Source organism: Faecalicatena orotica, assembly GCF_905197545.1.
GTDB lineage: Bacteria > Bacillota > Clostridia > Lachnospirales > Lachnospiraceae > Faecalicatena_A > Faecalicatena_A orotica.
Genome location: NZ_CAJJZH010000003.1, coordinates 124,030 through 143,972, shown reverse-complemented (window position 1 = coordinate 143,972; position 19,943 = coordinate 124,030). Strand labels below are relative to the sequence as shown.

Below are 19,943 nucleotides of genomic sequence, written 5' to 3'. Positions count from 1 at the left end.
TTATTTTGCATTTTGCTCCCGTCTCTCATGGAGTATTCCTGCTATCCTCAGCGTCTCTTTATTGTCCAGTCTATAAAAATAAATCGGTATTAAGACTAGAAGTGAAAGTATAATAGGCACACCAACCAGTGTAAATTTAATTCCGGCCAGTGATCTTTCGGTCTGCTCCACATTTGCCACATATCCTGTCATTCCGAGGATAATTCCCGGTATAATTCCGGCCAGAGCATTACCAAGCTTAAAAAAGAAACCTATAATAGCATAGGTTACGGCCCCAAGTCTCTGTCCAGACACGTATTCGCCGTAGTCAATCACATCCGGCGCCATATTCCAGATGAGTCCCATTATCAATGTTGCGCCAAACCCGGCAATAAACCGGAAGCTAAAGACCGCAATGAGATTTGACACTGGCGCCAGAAACATTCCGGCCAAACCTGCAATACTAACAATGTAAGAAATAAACAATAACTTCTTCTTTCCTATCTTTACGCTGAAATGTGGAATCAGTGCAAGAGATATTACCCCCGGAAGGTTTGAAAACAGTATGAAAATCCCTGTCAGATCTGCTCTGCCCACGTTATATTTAATATAGTAAGTTCCTACCGCTGAACTAATCGATACATTTGTAAATGTAACAATAAATACAAGGCATAATAGTAATAACGGCTTATTGCTAAGCATTGCAGAAACCATAACCTTCAGCGTAACTTTTTCTTCGGACTGATCTACCTTTATCCGTTCTTTTGTAGAAAAATAAGTAAAGAGGAATAATACAACTGACATTCCGGCGAAAATAAAAGCCGTAATCCGGTATCCGGTTCCCATTGACTTCTTACCAAAGAAAGCTGCAAGCATCGGCACTCCCACAGACAGCATCATATTACCTATATTCGCCAGATACATCCTGACTGCGGTCAGAGTTGTCCTCTCCACCGGATCTTCTGTCATAACAGATGACAGTGAGCTGTAAGAAGTGTTTACAAGCGTATACAACATCCCTGCCCCGATATAAGTAATGTAGGCATAAATCAGCTTCCAAGTGGGTGAAAGATTCGGAGCGCTAAAGCAAAGCACCGAGAAGATTGCCAGAGGCACACACCCATACAGGATACATGTCCTGTATTTCCCCTTTTTGAACTTTGACTTGTCAATCCAGTTCCCTATGATAGGATCATTGAATGCATCCCAGATACGCGCAACCAGAAACAATGTACCTACCGCACCTACATTAATTCCGAATACATCCGTGTAAAAATACATCAGATATGTATTAATTGTTGTCATGGCAAATGCACACCCTACATCTCCCAGCGCATAACCTACTTTTTCCGTTTTTCTTAATTTCATTTCCATAGGTCTTTCTCCTTTTTTGTAATTTCTGCAATCAGTATATCCTAATTATCCCAAATACAAAACTCACTTTTTCGTAAGATAAGTGTCTTTTTCCGACCTCTTTATTCTGATTTCCCTAGTTATATTGCGCGTTTTAAACAAATGGTGTACTTTTCCGATATTTAGTTTCAAAAAACTGTCTCTTTACATTTTTACTGGGAAATTCTATAATCAAACTATAAGCATACGGATTTATGCCGGAAATTAAGAAAGGACTTTCTTATGACAATATCAAAAATAAGCATCATTGAGCCACTTTGTTATTTTAAATCAGGACAGTTCCTTGGTTCAGAGGGATGGATGCATAAACGAATGTGTCTGGACGGGGATTACGAGATTATTCTCGGGCTTGAAAAGGAAATTCATCTTTGTATCGGGGGGATTTCATATACTATTTCTCCCGGAGATGTCTTTGTCATCCCTCCCTATATCACATTTGAAGGAAACCGGCCCTCCGGGGAAGGGGTAAGCTTTTACTGGATGCATTTTTTCCCGCGTCTGGGACGCTTTAACATCTCTTCCGAAAATGCCGTTACTGAACTGCGCTCTCTGGAAAGTGCCTCTTCTGTCAGGAAAGATGTTTTTTACACGCAGAAAAAGAATGCTGACCTCTCCCGGGATGCTTCCTCTTATGTGTACCTGCCCTTATGCCTCCATTCACCGTCGCCGGAAAAACTATATATTCTGGCACACCAGATACTTGATATTGCCAATTCCCAGTCATACAGCATCTATTGTGCAGATTATCTGATCACCTCGCTGGCACTGGAGATTACAGAACAATACCGTGAATCTTCCATTACGCAGGAATTTCCTCCGTCGGAACGTTCTCACAGACTCTCACAAATATTGGAATGGATCAGAATCAATGTCTATGCTGATCTCACAGTTGCATCTGTTGCCGAAAAATTTGCTTTCAGCCCGGATTACCTGACCCGTCTGTTCAAAAAGGAGTTGGGAATTGGTACGAACAGATACATCAATATTCAGAAAATTAACACGGTAAAAGGACTTCTGAGCACGAGCAGCATGACAGTGAAAGAGATTGCATACCTCCTGAACTTTAAAGACGAAAAATATCTTATGAGGCTGTTTAAAAATATTGAAGGTATCACAATCTCCCAGTACCGCAATGCCTACACAAATACATATCTGAATACCCCACAGGTAGATATTGATATCCCTGCCCCGTCCTCCCACCCTTAGGATATAGTTATATATGTCAAACGCATTGACAATTTCCGCCATAACAATTACTCTATTACTTGGAATGAAAAGACTGCAGTCCACATCCTCCGGGCGTGCACTGCGTAGACAGCAAAAGAAAAGGGGCACACAATATGGATATTTACTACATGATACTTTACTTCTTCGTTTATGGTTTTCTAGGCTGGTGTGCAGAAGTCGGTTTTGCCGCGGTAAAGGAGCACAAGTTCGTCAACCGCGGATTTTTAAATGGTCCCATCTGCCCGATCTACGGCGTAGGCGTTACCATAGTCATCGCATTCCTGACACCATATAAGGACAACCTGATCCTGCTTTACATATCCTCGGTCATCCTCGTCACACTTCTGGAGGGTGTCACCGGATGGGCAATGGATAAGATCTTTCATAATAAATGGTGGGATTATTCCAAACAGCCATTCAACATTGGCGGATATGTCTGCCTGATCTTCTCGCTCGTATGGGGCATTGCCTGCGTTGCAATCATGGATTTAGTCCACCCGCTGATCCATCAGGCACTGACATTCATCCCGCACACACTCGGAATTGTGCTGATGGCAGTACTCGGAATCGCAATGTTTGCAGATCTCTACGTTACAGCATCCGCGATCTTCAAGTTTAACAAACGTCTGGCAAGCATGGAAAAAATCGCCGGGGAACTGCACGAAATATCTGACCAGATCGGCGAGGATATCTACGAGACAGTCATCACCGCAATGGAGAAACAGGAAGCCTCCAGACAGAAACTGGATGAAGCAGCCGCAGAGTGGAAAGAAAAGACACAGGAGGCGACTTCCGGTTTACTCGAAAAGACGCAGGAAACTGCTTCCGGTTTATTCGAAAAGACGCAGGAAACCGCTTCCGGCCTACTGGAAAAAACGCAGGAAATATCTGATGAAATGCGCAGCCGCATCGACGATCTGAAAACACGTTATCAGGACCTCAGCATCAAGACACCGAAAGTCAGCAGACGTCTTGTAAAGGCATTCCCTAAGATGGAATCACGGAATTATAAAGTTCAGCTGGAGGAACTGCGGAAGAAAGTGAATGAACGGAGGCGGAAATAGAGGGACCGGCAAGGAATAGGAATTTAGATTTTATAGTGGGAGAATGGCAAAAGGCAGGATAACCGTTGTATATAGGTTTCCTGCCTTTTAGTTACTGCATATACTTTTTGGTTCTTCGGGCTGCTCGGACTCTTCCTGTGCTTTACGCTCTTCTTTATCAAACTTACTCCATAGAATTTCATAGATAATCATAATAAACATAATAATTCCGAGTTCAATTAATGCGAAAGGACTCTTTAAAAATAAGGCATATTTTCCTACATATGGAATATGGAAAACATAAGTACCTATGATATCCTCTCTGTGTGAGACATAATCGTCATAGCGGTCTGCTAATGCAGCTTCTGTGAGATAGCGGACGGAGCCGTCTTCCTGGACTTCTGTTCCACGATAATAATGGGTAAATACAGCTTCTTTCCCCAAGCGATCAACATTGAAAGTAATGATGTCACCTTTTTTGGGCTCTTCATTTTCTTTTAAATTTTTAACAAGTACAACAGAGCCAGTCGGTATGACTGGCTCCATGCTGTCTGTTAGAATTACAAATGGCTGATACCCTAATATTCTGCTTATCTTTTCTGGATAAACCTTAATTAAAATTATATATGCTACAAGCATAATTAGCAAAATATTAGGCACAAATTTTAATACTTTTTTCATATATTTATGGTGCCGTGACTGCCGTCAATTTACTTTCTAATATAACTGATACTTGCGGGTCGGCACTCTTAGCTATATCCATAATTGCACTATTGGCCTCCCCATCCGCCTCTGCCTTAGGAGTGACAGTTACAGTGTAGCTAGTTGTACCATTTTTTGCAACTTTTGTATCTGTAGCTGTTCCAGAGGATAAATCTAATTCATCCGATCCATTCTTTATTGTAATATCGAAGTGACTTGTTAAATCAGTATTTCCATCTTTTGTTTTTATAGTAGGTATAATATCTACCTTAACAGTGGTATCATCGGGTATATTCTCAGTTACATAAGTCGTTGTATCCGTATACGTATTTATTGCCCCTAAAGTTCTTTCTTCTGGCTGAAAACTATCCATTGAAAGTGTTGTAACGACAGGCTTATCTAATGTTAATGTCGCATCTGTGGTCATTGTTAATTGATCCCATACCGCATAAGATCCCGCCATCGTCACAACAATTGCCCCTGCTGTTACGAATCCCAATATTTTCTTTTTACCAAGTTTTAATTTGTTCATTCCTTATACCTCCTTAAGGTTTCCGTGCTTTTGTTTTATGTTTACATTATATACACAAAAGGAGGTTTTGGCTAATACTTATATGTGATTGTCCCGTGATGCATTTGACTTATCGCGGATGTTGTTTTCTAATCTCCATAGCATTCCAGAAACAGTTTCAGGAATGCTTCGGCCTGTCTGGATAGGATTTCTCGCTTTCTTTTGATCCAGAATAATTTCTGGGTGACTTCACAGTGGTTCAGAAGCAGGCTGTTTATTTTACCCTTTCTAAGCTCCTCCACCTGCCATTTGTTTCCAAATATGAAGGAGTCTGTTCTTTTGATCATGTTGATGATGGCATGGTAGTTGTTCATCTTTATCTTTTTGGAAAAATCTGCTATCTGGATCTTTCCGTCTATCTTGATGATATTATTGAGATTTGCAAAGTAATCGACCGGAAGGCTGATATGGCTGTATGGGAGCATTTTTTCCACGTCGATGGAAGTCTCATTGTAATAGGGATTTTCCTTTCCTACCTGAATGTAAAGAGGACCTTGGCTGATCTCATGTATTTCGAGGTCTTTTAGTTCTGTCAGCTTGTGAAATGCGGACATCTGGATGTTGTTAATTGTCACAATGCCGATGTCTGCCTCCGTCTTTTCTACCCGGTCCAGTACGTCTTCTATGGTTGTTTCTGTTATATTGATTTCGGTGCGCTCCGCCCTGGTCGTCTCGTAAAACTGGAAAATCATATCGTCACGCATGATTAGTTTTCCGATGGCGATGCTGATTCTGGATTCTATGTATTTTTCATTCTGGAGTCTGATCATCGAGATTTCGTCCACCTGCTTCAGGATGGATTTTGCATAATAATAGAAGCCTTCCCCGATCTCCGTTACCTCCACGCCCTTGTTGGTCCTGACAAGCATCGGCGCGCCGAACTCCTTTTCCAGTCCCTGCACGGCCCTGCTCAGGTTCGGCTGTGAGATGTACAGGCTCGCGGCGGCTTTCCTCATGCTCTTCTGGTCTACTATCTCAACAAAATATCTCAAGTCCCTTATTTCCATATTTCTGGCCCTTATCCTTTATTAGTGATAGCATTATACCTTATCTGGTCATACAATAGAGGCAGAAAGATGACTAGCAAAACGCTCTTTATACTACAGAAAGTTTGTTACTGTTCACACCCTGCGGGCGTGCACAGTAACGGCATCTGCTTATTTCAAGTCGCCTTCGGCGAGAAGCAGATGCCCTGAGACCATCACTTTATTGGCCCGATGCCGTGCAGCAGGGTGCACGGCATGGTGTGAACAGTAACGAAAGTTTACAAAAAAACCGTCCGGAATTTTGTATTTTTTTACATTGCGTGCTAAAATCATTTAAAAGGAGGAATTGCTATGTGGCCAATGATTTTTGTTCAATTAGAATATCTTGTAAGAATACTCGGGGCGGCCATCTGCGGCCTGCTTGTCGGGTACGAGCGGGAGAACCACCTGAAAACGGCCGGGATCCGGACCCACACGATTGTTGCGCTTGCTTCTGCGGTTATGATGATTATTTCAAAATATGGTTTTCAGGATATCCTTGCCCTCGACCATATCGGCCTAGACCCTTCCCGTGTGGCCGCGGGGATTGTCACGGCAATCGGATTTCTCGGGGCGGGCGTGATTTTTACAAGGAATATCAGTGTCAGCGGCCTGACAACGGCTGCCGGAATCTGGGCAACCGTCGGGATCGGGATGGCATTCGGGGCCGGGATGTATGTCCTCGGTATCATGACGACCGTATGCATCCTCATTTTCCAGTTTATCCTGCACCGCAGATTCCGCTGGCTGAAGACCCCGACGATTCAGCAGATTACGCTTGTCATGAATAATACGGAGAATATCAAGTCGGTCCTGACGGATTCCTTTTCCATCAAGGACTTAAAGATCATGACAATGAAGGCGACCCGTCTGGATGACCAGACGTTAAAGATCAAGCTGAACGTAGCGTTTCCGGAGGATTACACGTATCAGGACGTAATCGATCTGTTAAAGGACAATCCGCAGATAAAGTCTGTTGATATCTGACCGGATCAGCCTTTTACCGCTCCGGCCGCCACCCCTTTTATAATATATTTCTGACAGCCCAGATAGAATATAATAATCGGCAGGATTGCCAGCACGAGCATTCCCATCATTGCGCCCATGTCCACGGAACCGTAGCCTCCCCTCAGATACTGGACCGCGATGGGGATTGTCTGGTAATCACTTCCGAGAACGAGTAAGGGGAGCAGGTAATCGTTCCAGATCCACATGGCATTGAGTATGGCCACTGTGATCGCAGTCGGTTTGAGCACGGGCAGGACGATTCTGAAAAATGTCTGGATGGGTGTGCACCCGTCTATCATTGCCGCCTCCTCCAGTGAGACCGGAATGGCTTTTACGAATCCGGCGAACATAAACACGGACAGTCCGGCCCCGAACCCGATATAGACAAAGATAATCCCGACAGGGTTCCCCAGGTTCAGAGTGTCTGTTACTTTTGAAAGCGTAAACATGACCATCTGGAACGGGACGATCATGGCAAACACGAAGAGGTAGTAAAGTATTGTGGATATCCGGCTTTTCACCCGGGTCAGCCACCATGCCGTCATGGCTGTGAAGAGCACGATCAAAGCTACAGAAAATACGGTGATAAATATGGAGTATCCCGCAGCCTTCAAAAGCCCCGTTTTTGCCACCCCGTCCACATAGTTGCCAAGTCCGGCAAATGTTTCACTGTCTGGCAGTGCAAAAGGCCTGTCGCTGATATAGAGCTTACTTTTAAACGAGTTCATAAATACAAGCACAATCGGAAAGATGAAGATGACCGCCAGTACAGAAAATACAACGGTCATCAGCATGCCTGTTCCTTTTGAGACTTCCATCATCTGAGGTTCTTCCTGCTTTTCTGTTTTTCCCGCCATCTAGTTTTCTACCTCCCTGTTTCTTGTCAAATAAAGCTGTGTCAGCGCCAGAATTCCCACGATTACAAAGAAAATGACCGCCTTGGCCTGCCCGACGCCTTCCCAGCCGTTCCGGTTATAAAACGTCGTATAAATATCCAACGCCAGCATTGACGTTTTTCGGGACGGCGCCCCGGCAGTCAGTGCCAGATTCTGGTCAAAGAGTTTAAAGGAATTCGTCAGGGTCAGAAACAGGCAGATCGTGATGGATGACATGACCATCGGAATGGTGACCTTGAACAGTGCCTGCATTTTCGTGGCCCCGTCAATTTTCGCCGCCTCAGCCAGTTCCGTCGGGATATTCTGTATTCCTGCGATGTAAATGATCATCATATAGCCGATCAGCTGCCAGTTCATGAGGATAACCAGCCCCCAGAAACCATATTTTGCATCTGTTGTAATTGTCACGCCGAATCCGGCCAGCACCCCGTTGATCATCAGCTGCCAGATATAGCCGAGCACAATACCCCCTATCAGATTTGGCATGAAAAACGTTGTTCGGAAAAGATTGGTGCCTTTAATCCCCCTGGTCAGGCCATAGGCAAAGATAAACGAGATTACATTAATACTGATCACCGACACGACGGTAAATTTCACGGTAAACCAGAGTGCGTTTAGGAAATCTGCGTTGGAAAAGGCCTTCACATAATTGTCAGTCCCAACCCATACCGCATTCGTAACCGTAGTAAATTTGCAGAATGACAATCCGATGCCGAGTACAAACGGTATGATGAAAAACAGCGTAAATGCAATCAATGTAGGCAGTACAAATATCCAAAAGTATTTCTTATAAGCTTTCTGCATCCTGTTCCTCCTGTTTGATTATGCAGAAACAGACGAAACCACTCCCGCCTGCTTCTGCATTTTTTATACGAATTGCATGCGGAACATGTCTACTCGGCTGCAGCTTCTTTTTCGATCTTCCAGTCCTCCACACAATCCGAAACAACCGTATCCCACTGCTTATTCCCTGTCGCATATTCGAGCAGTGATGCTCCCAGGTTATCTTTAAAGGTCTGGCTCGGGAATGTCTGGAAATCCCATGAGAGATTCGTCAGGTCCTGATTTTCCATATACCGGATGACCTCCTGTGCCAGAGGATCGGTCGGTTTCTGGTCTTCTTCAAACGTATTGAACGGCGTAATGAATCCCAGCTGTTCTGCAACTTCTTCCTTTCCTTCCTCACTGCCGAACAGCCACTCAATAAAATCGATAGAAGCCTTCTTGTCTGCCTCTGAAACCTTATCATTCACACAGAGGTAATTTTCACCGCCAATACACAGGCCCTGTTTCTCTTCACCCTCTATCCCGGTATAAATTGGCAGATATTTAATCTTATCTTCCTTAACTGTATTTCCTTCCACGCCTCTGATATCTCCCCATGCCCAGTTGCCGTTCTGCACCATTGCAGCCTTGCCGAGCGCAAACTCAGCCATCGAGTCAGAAACCGTTTTAGAACCAAGCATCGCCGGTTCCGTCGTAGAATTGTTCAGATACAGGTCAAAAATATTTTTAAATTCCTCATTGTATTTAAAACTGATTGCATTTTCATCAGTCACATTTTCATCTTTATATTCATAATAAACCGGTACATTCATCAGATGCGTCTGCCATCTCCAGTCCTCGCCGGGCGAAAACGAAGTAGAAGCGAACACACCGCTGATTCCAAGCTGGTCCTTCTTAGCTGTCATATCCTCCACAACTTCCTTCAGCGTCTTGAAGTTTTTAATCTCATCCACGGACTTAACCTTTGCCCCGTCCATCGCCGTATATTTATCCATAATCTCCTCATTGTAGATAATTCCGTATCCTTCCACGGCATAAGGGATCGCATATACACCGTCACCCTTCCCCTTGATCGCCATGTCCTTATCGTTCAGCCACGTATACAGCTTCGTGTCTGCAAGATCCATGCAGTAATCCTTCCAGTTCTGATATCCGACCGGGCCATTCACCTGAAAAATGGTAGGTGCGTCCTTCTTAGCAATCTCAGATTTCAGAGTCTGCTCATACGTGCCTGCCGCCGCAGTCTGGACCTTTACCTGCACACCGGTTTCCTCCGTATATTCCTTCGCGACCTTCTCCCACTGCTTCGCCTGTTCCGGCTTAAAACTCAAGTAGTATACACTGCCCTTGTCCTCCTTCGAACCGGCAGATTCCGATTTTTTCCCCGCACATCCGGTGCAGAGCCCGGCAAGCATAGACGCCGCCAGAATCGCTGATAAAACCTTCTTGCTCTTCATACTTATCCTCCTAATGATAAAACTTAATTCGGGACGTAGCCTTTTGCAGAAAGGCTACGTCCCGAATTAACTTCAGTGGTGCACCTTTTTGACTTTTGTGGTGTACCTCTTTATAGTTTCCAGATATCTCTATTATATTCTTCTATTGTACGATCTGAGGAAAAGTATCCTGCTTTCGCTATATTTACCAGCATTTTCTTTGCCCACTCGTTTTTGTTTTCGTAAGCTTTGAATGCTTCTTCTTTTTTCTTTGCATATGCCTTGAAATCGAGCAGTGTCATGAACCAGTCTTTTTTCAGGAGTTCGTTCTGAAGTCTTGTCAGGTTTTCTGCGTTTCCTGCGGCGAGTACTTTTTCGCTGGTGATAAAGTCTACCGCTGCTTTGATGTCGGCGTCTTTTTCGTAATACTCGCGGGAGATGTAGTCTGCTTTTGCGTAATGTTCAATGACTTCGTCGCTGGATGCGCCGAATACGAAGATGTTTTCATCGCCGACCAGTTCGTGGATTTCGACGTTTGCACCATCGTCGGTTCCGAGTGTTACTGCTCCGTTGAGCATGAATTTCATGTTGCCGGTTCCGCTTGCCTCTTTGGATGCGAGGGATATCTGCTCGGATATGTCGCATGCCGGAATCAGTTTTTCTGCTTTTGTTACGTTATAGTTTTCCACCATGACCACCTTGAGATACGGGCTGACTTCCGGGTCGTTGTTGATAACTTCCTGCAGGCACAGGATCAGGTGGATGATGTCTTTTGCAATGATATAGGCCGGAGCTGCTTTTGCACCGAAGATTACGGTAATCGGTGTAGCCGGAAGTTTTCCTGCTTTAATTTCCAGATACTTGTGGATAACGTAGAGCGCATTCATCTGCTGACGTTTGTACTCATGGAGGCGTTTTACCTGAATGTCAAAAATGGAATCCGGATTCAGCTTTATCCCTTGTGTTTCCATGAGATATTCACAGAGTTTTTCCTTATTCGCTTTTTTGATCTCCTGCAGGCGGCTCAGTACGTTCTGGTCCCCCCTGAAATTCAACAGGCGCTCCAGCTGTTTTGCATCCGAACGGTATCCTTTTCCTATAATAAAGTCCAGCATCTCTGTCAGGAGCGGGTTGCAGTGGAGCAGCCATCTTCTGAACGTGATTCCGTTCGTCTTGTTGTTGAATTTCTCCGGATAAATCTGGTAAAAGTTGTTCAGCTCGTTCTGTTTTAATATTTCTGTATGCAGTGCGGCAACCCCATTCACACTGAACCCATAATGGATATCGATATGTGCCATATGTACGGTGTCGTTCCTGTCGATCACTGCCACACTTTCGTCCGCATATTTTCTCCGCACCTTGTCGTCCAGCACTTCGATGATCGGTACCAGCTGCGGCACTACCTTTTTCAGATATCCGAGCGGCCATTTTTCCAGTGCCTCGGCCAGAATCGTGTGGTTTGTGTATGCACAGGTACGGGAAACCACGCCGATCGCGTCATCCATTTCCATCCCCCTCTCCATCAAAAGGCGGATCAGTTCCGGAATCACCATTGTCGGATGGGTATCATTGATCTGGATCACGGCATAATCCGGCAGGTCATAGAGGCTGCAGCCTTTCGCCGTACATTCATCCAGAATCAGTCTGGCACCGTTGCTTACCATAAAATACTGCTGGTAAATTCGCAGGAGACGCCCCTTTTCATCACTGTCATCCGGATATAAGAACAGGGTCAGGTTCTTTTCGATATCCTCCTTGTCAAAATCAATCCCGTTTTCCACAATATCCTCATCCACAGTTTCCACATCAAACAGGTGAAGTTTATTCGTCATATTATTGTATCCAGTCACTTCAATATCGTACATTCTGGAATTCAGAGTCATTCCCTTAAAGGAAACCGGGTAGCTCACATCTGTCTTTACAAGCCAGCTTTCGTTCTCAATCCACGGATTTGGAGTCTCCTTCTGGAGTTCATTTTCAAACTCCTGTTTAAAAAGCCCGAGGTGGTAATTCAGCCCAATCCCGTCACCGCTCAATCCCAGTGTGGAAATGGAATCCAAAAAACAGGCTGCCAGGCGTCCAAGACCCCCGTTTCCAAGGGACGGCTCCGGCTCCACTTCTTCAATCTCGCAGATATCCTTCCCATTTGCCGCCAGTACATCCCTGACTTCATTGTAAATCCCAAGGTTGATCATATTATTGGAAAGTAGTTTACCGATCAGAAATTCTGCCGATATGTAATACAGTTTTTTCTTTTTCTCCGGGCGTTCCTTCCCCTTAGCCATCTCCTGTACAATCTTTAAAAGAGCCGAATAAATCTCTTCATTCGACGCCTCCGCTATTCCTCTTCCTAATTTCTGCTGCAAACTATCCTGTATACTCATTAGACTACTCCTTTCAATGCATATAAACAGTTTCTATAGTATGCATTTTAATATGTTTCTATCTCATTTTCTTGCAAAATCCTCTTCATTTATAGTACAATACTATCATATTAATCGCAAAACAGCATCCGTAAAATAGTTTTTTGCAGAAAATGAGGACCTCCCATGAATATCAAAGAATACCAAAACTATCATGAAACCAAATCACATACATCATCTGAATTTCCCTACAATACCTATCTCTGCTCCATCCCACTGGATTTCACGCAGGTCCCGTTCCACTGGCACGAAGAGCTGGAACTGATTGTCATAAAAAAGGGGCAGGGTTATGTCTCCGCAGATCTGCACTCCGAGACGGTCACTGCCGGGGACATCGTCCTGATCCTCCCAGGCCAGCTCCACTCGATCGATCAGAAGGCAGGCTGTGAAATGGAATACGAGAATATACTGTTCATGCCCGGGATGCTCATATCGGGTGAAAATGACCTGTGTGCGAACCGGTTTATCCTGCCCCTTTTGAATGAGGAGCAGAGCCCTCTGACCTTCATCACCCCCGCCTGCCAGATTTATCCGCAAATTGCAGGCTGTATCCGTCATATCGATGAATTGTGCGAGGTGCAGTCCGAAGGGTATCAGCTTGCTGTCAAAGCCGAGCTGTTCCGCTTCTTCTTTTTTCTTATCTCGGCACAAAAAAACAGAGACCCTGTCCCGAAAATCAAGACAAAATCTCTGAAGAAATTAAAAACAATATTAAAATATGTGGAAGACCACTACGCCGATTCAATCACTATCGATGATATGGCGGCACTGACATACTACAGTAAATCCCACTTCATGAAGTTCTTCAAAACCCATATGGGCACAGGATTCATCGAATACCTGAATGACTACCGCCTCACGATGGCCGCGCGGCTGCTCGCCTCCACAGGGGCCTCCGTCCTTGAGATTGCAGCGCGCACGGGCTTTGACAACCTGTCCTACTTTAACCGGCTGTTCAAACGTAAATACCACCTCACACCAATGCAGTACCGCAAATCTGTCTGACAGCGGCTGGTTAGAACAGGTTCGGGTCCCCCGTGTAGTACAATTCGATCGGATCAATCGGGTCGACCGGGTTCTCGACATCCATCTTCTCATTCCTTCCGTGCCTTCTCAGCAGCTCGCCGCCTTTGTTGTAAAACCAGAAGGAATAGACGAGAATCTTATTGACCTTGCCGATGCGGTCCTTCGTCGTCTTCTCATATAACGTTCCGCCGGTCTCAAACTTCGTCTTTTTATGGATCATGGAGATCAGTTCGGTCTCACAAGTCACAGGTTCCGGTATGATCGTATAGGCCCGTCCCACACAGCCCGGCTTATGCGAATCGCTCCCCCCTATCGTCACCTTTCCATACTTCTGTGCAAGCTTCATTGCTCCCGCATTGGATGCGGCAGACTCGCAGCAGTTATAAGCCTCGACGAAATCAAATCGCTTCATGATCTCCGGGTTCGTATAAAACTTTTTCGTATTCGTGATGCTCAGATACTTCTCTCCGCACGGGTGGGCCGGCCCTAATACACCGCCGTTCCTGTGGACAAGATCGATCAGCACAGATACCGGCATCCCCCGCATCTCAAGGAGCCGCATCTTCACGCCCTCAGGCATGATGACCAGAATGTGTCCGGCATCTCTCGTATCGTACTCGATCCCCTTTAGCACCACAAAATCTTCATGGGCCTTCCCTTTCATGTGGTACTTCCAGTGGCGGTACCCCTTATACGTGTTATGGTCAGTAACCACCATCCCCTGAAAACCTTTGCTCTTTAGAATTGTAATATATTCGTCCAAGCTTACTTTACTGTCAATAGACCCTTCTTTCACGTGGCAATGCATATCAATCTTCATAAGTAAGCCCCCTTTTCTTCAATTGGATTATAGATATATTATACAACTTTGCCGGGGGACTGGCAATAAACTTCTTCCTGTTCCGTACTGTAAACTGTATCCAGATTATTTTTCATCATCATCCAGACTGAAAATCTGGATGTCGTCATCGTCTTCGAATTCTTCATCATCTTCCAGAAATTCTTCGTCAATATCCTCATCGATGTCATCGAAATCCATACCGGAATACGCCTCACCTTCATCCTCCGGCTCCTCACCAATGTCGTCAGGGCCAGCCTCCATAACTGGTGCCTCCTGATCCAGATTGTCCACCATTGCACGGGCCTTGTCCACTTCATTGGCAACAGATTGTGTATTTCTAATCTCCTCAGCTTTCTTTAGATGCTGCTTTTTGCGCTTCTTTGATTCCAAAAGAAATTGTACAATAATGCCGAGAATCGCAAGCACTGCGATGACCGCGATATTTATAATCCGGTTCTTCAAAGGAAGCAGGATGTAAATTGCCTGTCCTGCGGCAAAACCACCATAAATACCGGTAACCAGCATCGTAACCGGCCCCGCGAATTTCAGGGTAATTAATCCGATGACCAGCCCGATTGCTGCACAGACCAGCATAAACTGCCAGTCCTTCGGCTGTAAAATGCATGCACTGCCTGCCGTACCCAGAATCCACATGACGAAAAATGCCCCTGCCAGAAAGAATCCCGCACTAAGCCCTGCGAGGATCAGACCTGCCGCCGCACCGATAATTAGTGGGATGTAGCCGTCCAGTCCGAAATAAGAAGCCAGATACGCCCCGCCTGAAAAACCGACGGCCAGTCCGAGAACCGCTGCCCAGAACCGCACCATCTTCAGTCCGAAGAAGCAAAACAGAAGGCCGGTGGCAGCCACCACAATCAGTGTGATAAGATCCGCCTGACCCAAGTCTCTCCCCTTATCCGTCAACACAGCCATACCTGTATCAAGGTACCCCTGCACCTGTCCTAAAATGTAATCCATATTCATTATCATCTTGTTCACCTTTGTCCCTTAAAATTATTTACAGTTACTCCCCGCTGTCATATGCCCCGGTGATCTCCTTTAAGAAATCCAGATACATATCCGCCACGTACACCGGAGAAAGAATTCTGACATCCTTCCCCAGCCCGGTCAGCCAGCCGAAAAACTGTCCACTGACAGCCACATCCACGCGTGCCGTGAAACTCTCCTCCCCGTCCGGCCTGACAGATACATCCTTCCCAAACCTGTCTATGACAACGCCTATGTATTTATTATGAAATCTGATACGTAAGGTCTCTTCCTCCCCGCCAAACATACCAAATGTTTTTTTCGTATAGTGTGCCAGGTCGAATCTTCCAAACTCTTCCTTCCCGACCCTTGGTTCTCCCAATGTTTCAATATCAAGCATCTTATCCACCCTGAAGTGCTTCAGGATTCCGGCATCTACATCATACCCGATCAGATAATAATTCTCATCGTCCCATGTAAGCGCCCAGGGACTGACCTGATATGGCTCCCCGCCCTTCTTGAGCCTGGTTGTCTTCTCGATCGTCCATTCGAAATACCGGAACAGAATCTGCTGGTTTGAAGCAATAGACGCATAAATCTTATCTATATTATAATAAATGCTTTCATTCATCGCCTTGATTCTGTTCGCAACAACAACCTGACGCTGAAGCTGCTTTGCTTCATACTTGCTTGCCATACTCTCGATCTTACGGATCAGGCTGTTCGACTTGCTCTCTGTAATAAATCTGGAAGACTGAACCGCGTCCACCAGTAATTTCAGCTCCGCCAGTTCGAATTCATGGCTTTGAAGAAAATATCCTTCAGGCCGCTCTTTCCGGTAAGCGATATCCATCCCGAACTTTTTCAGCGTCTCGATATCATTATACAGACTTTTCCGTTCTGCCTGAATTCCATATTCCAACAGCTTCTCTTCAAGCTGCTTTCTGGAAAGAGGATGCATCGCATCTGTTTCCTCGTGGAACAGCCTCATAAGAAACAGGATCTTTTCCTTCTGGTTACTTGATCTTGCCATACTCATCTCCCCTGCAACATGCTCTGATTTCTCCCCACATCTTTCTTATTTTAACAATTTTTGCAGAAATATACAACACAAAATAGCTTTTCGGGTCACTTTCCGCAAAGCTATTTTATATCCACACAAAGTAAAGATGGATGCCAATCTAATTATGATTAACACCCATCTTCACACTGATATTTCTATCATTCTTTTTTTACCTCTTTCTCTACCAATTTTGTTGATAGCGGTTTGGTTTAAAACTTTAATTTGCTGGTGGTCCGTACCTCCTGTTCTTAAACTTTACCGGACATGTTCAATGATTTTCTTTTTACGATGGATTTTACTTCTCTCATAACTTTCTCGTCATTATGATAATTTCTCCATCTTTCCGTTCTAATCATTTACTTTTGTCCAGTTCCTAAAACATTCTGAACTTTCATTTACGAAGAATTTTCCTCTCTCTTATGAGATTACTTTTTCTTTTTAAGCGATTGTTCATTTGTTTTATTTCTTGTATTAAGAATACTACACGTTTCCCATTTTGTCAACACTATTTTTAGTTTTTTTATATATATTTGACTAATTATCTTTTTATTTAACTCTAATTAAAGAATAAAGTGTGTATTCTTTTTGATTAAAAGCAAAAACATCTGACATTCTGACAGTTTCTGTTGCCAGTTTCCGGGCAGACAGTTCTGTCTGATTGTCAGATATTTCTATTCCTGATTCTTAAGGCTGTCTTCGTATACATATTTATAATGCAGGCATGAATTAATCCAGATGGTAGACCTCTTCCATCTCAGCCCACCATTCGCCTTCTTTTCTTCCGTCAAGCGGCTGCTGGAAAGGCATCACCAGATCCCACCATTCCTGTGTCTTAGGGTCTGCGGCCATTTTTGCCATGTCTGCCTCATAATCGTCGCCGGTATACTCATAATAGGAGAACAATAATTCACCAAAGTTATAAATGGAATAGTTCGACAGGTTACACTCTTTGATCATGGCGTTGATCTCGGGCCATATATTTGCATGATGATATTTGTATTCATCTAATTTTTCTTTTTTCACTCCAATTATGGAACCATATCTCTGCATTGCTGCACCTCCTAATATACTTTTTGTGCTTCTTCAAATAATGCATGGATGTTTGCAGGAGGAACGTCCGGCATAACTGCCTCATGGCTTGGGGATATAATCAGTCCTGTCGGGAATATGGTACGCAGTTCTTTTACTTTGTTACGCACATCCTCCGGGCTTCCGTTTACCAGCAGGTCCTGTGTATCTACGCCTCCGCAGAAGGATACTTTGTCACCGAATTTTTCTTTCAGGCTTTCCGGTTCCATGCCTGCAGCCAGTGCCTGAATCGGATGTACGATATCCACGCCTGCTTCAATCAGGTCCGGAATAATATCGGCGATTGATCCGCAGGAGTGATAGATTACTTTTACACCATAACTGTGCGCCTGTTCTACCAGTCGTTTACAGCCCGGGATAATGAAACGGCGGACCATGTCCGGAGAAAGCATCAGCCCCCTCTGGCTTCCCATGTCGTTGCCGATCAGTACGGCGTCCAGTCTGCCCTTTGTGGCTTCAAAGAAAATTTTATTTGCTTTCAGGTAGAAATCCATGATCTTCTCGTCAACAGCCTCGTAAATCTCCGGATTTGCAATCATGTTCATTAAGGCTGTCTCCATACCGAAAGCCGCGCACGTATCCTGAAAATGTGCAGACCATAACATGCCTAAAGTCACTTTATCGTCGGGAGCCGCCTCTACACGGCGTCTGCACTCTTCGACGTCAATATATTCCGCCGGGTCTGGCCATTTAAAGAAATCCAGATCTTCCAGCTCCTCCGCATCTTTAAAGCATCCGTCAGCGGTCAGCGTGCGGTCTTCTGCATCCACATTTCCGTCCATATACCAGTCAAATGCAGCATAAATGGCACTTGCCGTCGGTGATTGATATGGAACTTCCACCGCATAGAAATCATCCCCTACCGCCAGTTTTAACTCATGCATATTCTTAACACCATAGTACTCAAATAATGCCGGCTGTGCATAGATATCCGGCATACCGAGCCATGCTGCGGGGCGGTCTACCGGTTTCCTCTCAACCGTTGCCAAAAAACGTTCTTTACTGTTCATCTGTCTCTCCTTTTTACAAGACAGGCGGAAGCTTTACTGCCGGCCTCCGCCCGTCCGCCCATTCTTTTTATGCTGCTTCGCTCAATTGCCTACCACTGGCAAGGAAGGTATTCTTCTACATTGTCAGCTCCGATGATGTCTGTTCCGATATAAGATACTCTTTCGATATCTTCACCGTTAAAGTACTCGGATACTGTTCTTACTGCCAGACCTGCATCTGCCTGACATGACTGGTAGCTTGCATATTTCAGTTCGCCGCTCTGGATGAGCTCTGCACCCTGTTTGGACATACCTGCTGCCACGATCAGGATATCTTCACGCCCTGCTGCCTTGCAGGCCTCTGTTGCTCCGATTGCCTGGTCAGAATCATCTGCGAGAACGATTGCATTCAGATCTTTTCCATATTTTGTGATCCAGTCTGAAACAACCTGTTTTACAGCAGAAGCTTCGAATCCCGGTGACTGTACGTCAAGAGATTTGATGTCAGGATATTCTTCTGCTAATGTGGACATTGGTCCGAATGTACGTGCATAATATGGTGATGTTCCTACATTATGTGTGATGTAGGCAACGCCGCCCTTTCCTCCGAGTTCCTCACCAAGCTTGCTTGCAAGGTTTCTCATCTGGTACCAGTCGTTCGGTCCTGTGTAAGCTAAGATGTTGTTCATTGCGTCAGCTTCCGGAAGTGTATTGCTGCAGAATGCAGGAATACCGGCTTTTGTGATCTTCTTGAACTGCTGTCCCGCATGGTCAGCACTTACAGGAATAACTACGATAGCATCCGGCTGCTCATTGATAGCCTGGTCAATATATCCGTCCTGCGTGGACTGGTCCCAGTTCGGATCATATACGTCACAAGTCATTCCAACTGCTTCACAAGCTTCCTCAAAAGCTTCCTGATAACATGTTGTCCATGCATGGGCGCCATGTACGATCAGGATTACGTGTTTGCCCTTCTGTCCGTCAGCCGGAGATTCCGGGAATCTTGAGTCAGCTTCTGAATCCCAGTCCAGATATTCATAATAATGCCACTTGTTCATGTCGGAATCATCCAGTTTTTCCAGTGCTTCTGCATCACCTTCTGCTTCCGGTACGTCGAAAGTTGTTCCTTCCGCCATCATCTGGTGGTTGTCCGTCGTCTGAATGTCATCGATTGCTTTCTGCAGCAATTCCTTTGATTCTGCCAGATTGTCCCCGCCTGAAGAAGAATCCTCCGATGAAGCTTTCTTGTCATCCTTTGAGTCTGAGCCGCTGTTTCCGCATCCTGTGAGACATAAGGTACTCACCAGCATCGTTCCGGCAAGCATAACTGCTAAATACTTTTTGAACATTTTTCTTTCCTCCTTTTGTTTGTTTATTAAAAACATGTCCCGCATGTTTCTAATCCATATAACACCCTGCATCTTTTATTTCTGACG

18 protein-coding genes are annotated in these 19,943 nt (G+C 44.9%); 4 read left to right on the top strand and 14 right to left on the bottom strand.

Annotated elements, in window-relative coordinates:
- Positions 1–1,353 (bottom strand): MFS transporter, encoded by a 1,353-nt coding sequence (locus ABIN22_RS07425; protein ID WP_346907677.1) that lies wholly within the window; start codon positions 1,351–1,353, stop codon positions 1–3.
- Positions 1,354–1,614: 261 nt separating this feature from the next.
- On the opposite strand from ABIN22_RS07425, the gene ABIN22_RS07420 reads away from it, so the two are divergent.
- Both ABIN22_RS07420 and ABIN22_RS07415 read left to right on the top strand, forming a co-directional pair.
- Positions 1,615–2,598, top strand: coding sequence for an AraC family transcriptional regulator (locus ABIN22_RS07420; RefSeq protein ID WP_346907675.1), 984 nt, complete (start codon positions 1,615–1,617; stop codon positions 2,596–2,598).
- A gap of 134 nt (positions 2,599–2,732) precedes the next feature.
- Positions 2,733–3,683: a putative ABC transporter permease gene (locus tag ABIN22_RS07415; protein ID WP_346907673.1), complete on the top strand. Its 951-nt coding sequence runs from the start codon at positions 2,733–2,735 to the stop codon at positions 3,681–3,683.
- An 87-nt stretch (positions 3,684–3,770) separates the two neighbouring features.
- Here ABIN22_RS07415 and ABIN22_RS07410 read toward each other — a convergent pair whose 3' ends face one another.
- From ABIN22_RS07410 to ABIN22_RS07400, 3 genes are all read right to left on the bottom strand, one after another.
- Positions 3,771–4,343 (bottom strand): signal peptidase I, encoded by a 573-nt coding sequence (locus tag ABIN22_RS07410; RefSeq protein WP_346907671.1) that lies wholly within the window; start codon positions 4,341–4,343, stop codon positions 3,771–3,773.
- A 4-nt stretch (positions 4,344–4,347) separates the two neighbouring features.
- A complete protein-coding gene (locus tag ABIN22_RS07405; protein WP_346907670.1) occupies positions 4,348–4,896 on the bottom strand; it encodes a hypothetical protein in 549 nt (182 codons plus the stop codon).
- Positions 4,897–5,024: 128 nt separating this feature from the next.
- Entirely contained in the window at positions 5,025–5,927 is a 903-nt protein-coding gene (locus ABIN22_RS07400) for a LysR family transcriptional regulator (protein WP_346907668.1), read from the bottom strand.
- 345 nt (positions 5,928–6,272) lie between these two features.
- Between ABIN22_RS07400 and ABIN22_RS07395 the strand changes: the two genes are divergently transcribed.
- Positions 6,273–6,947 carry an MgtC/SapB family protein gene (locus tag ABIN22_RS07395; RefSeq protein WP_109731997.1) on the top strand — a complete coding sequence of 225 codons (675 nt, stop codon included), beginning with the start codon at positions 6,273–6,275 and terminating at the stop codon, positions 6,945–6,947.
- Positions 6,948–6,952: 5 nt separating this feature from the next.
- On the opposite strand, the gene ABIN22_RS07390 is transcribed toward ABIN22_RS07395, so the two are convergent.
- From ABIN22_RS07390 to ABIN22_RS07375, 4 genes are all read right to left on the bottom strand, one after another.
- A complete protein-coding gene (locus tag ABIN22_RS07390) occupies positions 6,953–7,825 on the bottom strand; it encodes a carbohydrate ABC transporter permease (protein WP_118620677.1) in 873 nt (290 codons plus the stop codon).
- Positions 7,826–8,668, bottom strand: a complete 843-nt coding sequence (locus tag ABIN22_RS07385; RefSeq protein WP_109731995.1) for a carbohydrate ABC transporter permease — start codon at positions 8,666–8,668, stop codon at positions 7,826–7,828.
- Positions 8,669–8,757: 89 nt separating this feature from the next.
- Positions 8,758–10,107, bottom strand: coding sequence for an ABC transporter substrate-binding protein (locus ABIN22_RS07380; RefSeq protein WP_346907665.1), 1,350 nt, complete (start codon positions 10,105–10,107; stop codon positions 8,758–8,760).
- A gap of 110 nt (positions 10,108–10,217) precedes the next feature.
- Positions 10,218–12,470 carry a glycogen/starch/alpha-glucan phosphorylase gene (locus tag ABIN22_RS07375; protein WP_346907663.1) on the bottom strand — a complete coding sequence of 751 codons (2,253 nt, stop codon included), beginning with the start codon at positions 12,468–12,470 and terminating at the stop codon, positions 10,218–10,220.
- 165 nt (positions 12,471–12,635) lie between these two features.
- Here ABIN22_RS07375 and ABIN22_RS07370 point away from each other — a divergent pair, with 165 nt between their 5' ends.
- Entirely contained in the window at positions 12,636–13,514 is an 879-nt protein-coding gene (locus ABIN22_RS07370; RefSeq protein WP_109731992.1) for an AraC family transcriptional regulator, read from the top strand.
- A 10-nt stretch (positions 13,515–13,524) separates the two neighbouring features.
- Here ABIN22_RS07370 and ABIN22_RS07365 read toward each other — a convergent pair whose 3' ends face one another.
- The 6 genes from ABIN22_RS07365 to ABIN22_RS07340 form a co-directional block, all read right to left on the bottom strand.
- Positions 13,525–14,355, bottom strand: coding sequence for a PHP-associated domain-containing protein (locus tag ABIN22_RS07365; protein ID WP_109731991.1), 831 nt, complete (start codon positions 14,353–14,355; stop codon positions 13,525–13,527).
- 105 nt (positions 14,356–14,460) lie between these two features.
- Complete coding sequence (locus ABIN22_RS07360) at positions 14,461–15,354, bottom strand: hypothetical protein (RefSeq protein ID WP_346907660.1); 894 nt, start codon at positions 15,352–15,354, stop codon at positions 14,461–14,463.
- A gap of 46 nt (positions 15,355–15,400) precedes the next feature.
- Positions 15,401–16,396, bottom strand: a complete 996-nt coding sequence (locus ABIN22_RS07355; RefSeq protein WP_109731989.1) for a helix-turn-helix transcriptional regulator — start codon at positions 16,394–16,396, stop codon at positions 15,401–15,403.
- A 756-nt stretch (positions 16,397–17,152) separates the two neighbouring features.
- Complete coding sequence (locus ABIN22_RS07350; RefSeq protein ID WP_109731988.1) at positions 17,153–17,476, bottom strand: L-rhamnose mutarotase; 324 nt, start codon at positions 17,474–17,476, stop codon at positions 17,153–17,155.
- Between the two features lie 11 nt (positions 17,477–17,487).
- Positions 17,488–18,525, bottom strand: coding sequence for a uroporphyrinogen decarboxylase family protein (locus ABIN22_RS07345; protein WP_109731987.1), 1,038 nt, complete (start codon positions 18,523–18,525; stop codon positions 17,488–17,490).
- Between the two features lie 89 nt (positions 18,526–18,614).
- On the bottom strand, positions 18,615–19,856 hold the full coding sequence (locus ABIN22_RS07340) for a sugar ABC transporter substrate-binding protein (protein WP_242996113.1): 1,242 nt from the start codon (positions 19,854–19,856) through the stop codon (positions 18,615–18,617).
- Positions 19,857–19,943: the final 87 nt, after the last annotated feature.